The sequence below is a fragment of the Kocuria rosea subsp. polaris genome, from assembly GCF_001483755.1.
GTDB lineage: Bacteria > Actinomycetota > Actinomycetes > Actinomycetales > Micrococcaceae > Kocuria > Kocuria cellulosilytica.
Window position 1 is genome coordinate 1 of the sequence record NZ_LQBK01000036.1, and the last position, 2850, is coordinate 2850.

3 protein-coding genes are annotated in these 2850 nt (G+C 70.1%); 1 reads left to right on the forward strand and 2 read right to left on the reverse strand.

Translation table 11 applies throughout. The annotated features are described in order from the left end of the window. The coding region (locus AVL61_RS13510; protein WP_197412712.1) for a hypothetical protein at positions 1-454 on the reverse strand (454 nt) is incomplete at its 3' end. Positions 455-870: 416 nt separating this feature from the next. On the opposite strand from AVL61_RS13510, the gene AVL61_RS13515 reads away from it, so the two are divergent. Beyond that, positions 871-2109: a dicarboxylate/amino acid:cation symporter gene (locus tag AVL61_RS13515; RefSeq protein ID WP_058874852.1), complete on the forward strand. Its 1239-nt coding sequence runs from the start codon at positions 871-873 to the stop codon at positions 2107-2109. Positions 2110-2198: 89 nt separating this feature from the next. On the opposite strand, the gene AVL61_RS13520 is transcribed toward AVL61_RS13515, so the two are convergent. After that, complete coding sequence (locus AVL61_RS13520) at positions 2199-2681, reverse strand: GyrI-like domain-containing protein (RefSeq protein WP_058874853.1); 483 nt, start codon at positions 2679-2681, stop codon at positions 2199-2201. Between the last annotated feature and the right edge of the window lie 169 nt (positions 2682-2850).

A 2850-nucleotide genomic window follows, 5' to 3' on the forward strand; every position in this document is an offset into this window, starting at 1 on the left:
CGACCGCGGTAGCCCTCGCCCTCACGACGCGGACCCCGCTCACCTTGCCGCTCATCACGCCGGTCACTCTCGCGCCGGTCACCGCGCGGGGCGTAGCCACCACGGCGATCGTCCTGACGGTCATCACGACGACCGCGGTAGCCCTCGCCCTCACGACGCGGACCCCGCTCACCCTGCCGCTCATCACGCCGGTCACTCTCGCGCCGGTCACCGCGCGGGGCGTAGCCACCACGGCGATCGTCCTGACGGTCATCACGACGACCCGGGCCACCGTAGCCCCCGCGCCGGTCACCCTCACGACGGTCACTCTCACGACGGTCACTCTCACGACGGTCGCCACGCGGGGCGTAGCCCCCACGGCGGTCGTCCTGACGGTCGTCACGACGGCCGCGGTAGCCTTCCCCCTCACGACGCGGACCCCGCTCACCCTGCCGCTCATCACGACGGTCAGCACGCGGGGCGTAGCCACCACGGCGATCGTCCTGCCGATCGTCGCGGGTCCTGCCGGTGGCACCGCGCGCGCCGTAGCCGCTGCTCCGGTCACCGTCGCGCGCGTCGCGGGACGGGCCGCGTCGTCCGTCGTCGGACCGACCCCGGGACGGCGATCCGGAACGGTCACCCTCGCGTCCCGTTCCTCCGCCGGGCCGGCGGTCGCCGGATCTTCCGTTCCGACGCTCGTCCCGGGACCCGTGCTGGAATGACTCGGACACGTACCGCTCCTCTGTGCCGACGCAGTGCCGGTCGGCTCTCGTGGATGTCGGCGGTGTCCGGAAACGGTCCGCCATGCTGATCGTCCCCATTGTATAAGCAGGCCCGGGGCCACTCCGCCCCGATTCGTTCCCGGCTGCGCCTCCGGCGGATGATGGACCCATGACCAAAAAACCCCTCACGTCCCACCTCCTGGTGCGCGTGCTGGTCGGGATCGTCCTGGGCATCGCCTGCGGTCTGTTCTTCCCCGAACCGGTCGCCCGCCTCTTCCTGACGTTCAACGGACTCTTCAGCGCGTTCCTCGGTTTCCTCATCCCCTTGCTGATCGTCGGGCTCGTCACCCCGGCCATCGGCGACCTCGGCAGAGGAGCCGGCAAGTGGTTGGGCGTGACCGCCGCCATCGCGTACGCGTCCACCGTCCTCGCAGGCCTCCTGGCCTTCCTCGTCGCACGCGCGGGCTACCCGTGGCTGCTCGGCGGGGAGCGCGAGCTCGACGCGCTGGCCAATCCGGAGGAGAGCGCCCTCACGGGTTTCGTCGCCCTCGAGATGGAGCCCGTGTTCGGCGTCATGACAGCACTTCTGCTCGCCTTCTGCCTGGGCGTGGGCATCACCCTCATCCCCGGAAACACCCTCCACCGGAGCATGGACGACCTGCGGGGGATCATCATGCGCATCGTGGAGCTGGTCATCATCCCGCTCCTGCCCCTCTACATCTTCGGGATGTTCATGGGACTCACCATGAACGGGCAGATCCTGGTGGTCGTCTCCACCTTCTCGAAGGTCGTGCTCGTCGCCCTGGCCCTGTCCGTGCTGCTGCTCGCGGCCCAGTACGTGGCCGCGGGAATCTACGTGGGCCGCAACCCGGCCGTTCTGCTGAAAAACATGCTCCCCGCCTACGCCACTGCGCTGGGCACGTCCTCCTCGGCCGCGACCATCCCCGTCACCCTCCGGTGCGCGGAGGTCAACGGCGTCCGACCGCCCGTGGCCGGATTCGTGGTCCCGCTCAGCGCGACCATCCACCTCGCAGGGTCCACCCTGAAGATCGTGCTCTTCTCGGCAGCCATCATGACCATCACGGGAACACCGATCGACGACCTGGCCTACGTGGGCTTCATCCTGATGCTGGGCATCACGATGGTCGCGGCCCCCGGCGTACCCGGCGGCGCGATCATGGCCGCCGTCGGTCTGCTCCAGGGCATGCTCGGCTTCGACGAGACCGCCGTGGCCCTCATGATCGCCACCTACATCGCCATCGACTCCTTCGGCACCGCCACGAACGTGACCGGGGACGGCGCCATTGCCGTGGTCGTGAACAAGCTCATCGGCGAGCGGGCCGTGAGCGAGGCCGGCAGGACGGCCTCGCCGGAGCGGGAGCCCGCGGACTCACCGCTGCGTCGCTGAGCCGGCAGCTCCCCGTCCTGCGCCACGAGAAAGGCCCCGACCGCACGGTCGGGGCCTTCCTCGTGGCGGGCCGGGCGGCCCTCCGGGATTCACTTACGCAGGGTCCAGTGGAGCTCGGTGCGCATGGCCGCGGGGTCGTCCCCCGGCCGGGGCTCCGTCACGTACACCTCCCACATGAGGTCGCCGAGATCGAGGCGTTCCCGTGCCGCCCACTCCGCCAGGTGCTGCCAGGAGCGTCCGAGGTCGTCGTAGTTGCCGCGGTGCACGGACGACGCCGTACGGGACGCGGGCAACCGGCCCGGCACCACTCGGCCCCGGGCTGTGACCGGCCGCGTCACAGGGAAGCCCACGTCGAGATGGACCGTCTCCGCCGGCACACCGTGGTAGACGGCCATCGGAGGCCCCGACGGCTCGAACGTTCCGTCGGCCATGGCACGCCGCAGGTCGTCGAACGCTCGGTCGAAGAACGCACGCAGGTCGCTCATGGAGACCGTTCCCGTCACCACGGCCGTGGACTGCTCCTGCTGCTCGGTCACCAGCGGGGACTCTGGATCCTGGTTCGTCGTGTCCATGCCCGCATTATGCGCCCGTTGCCGGAGCAGCGCGCGTATGACGGGACGGTGCCGGCGCTCGATGCCGGTGGGTGGTTAAATGCGGGGAGCCCCCGCACCGTGTGGTGCGGGGGCTCGACCCTTGTGTGGTGTGGTCCGGCGGTGTCCTACTCTCCCACACCCTTCCGGG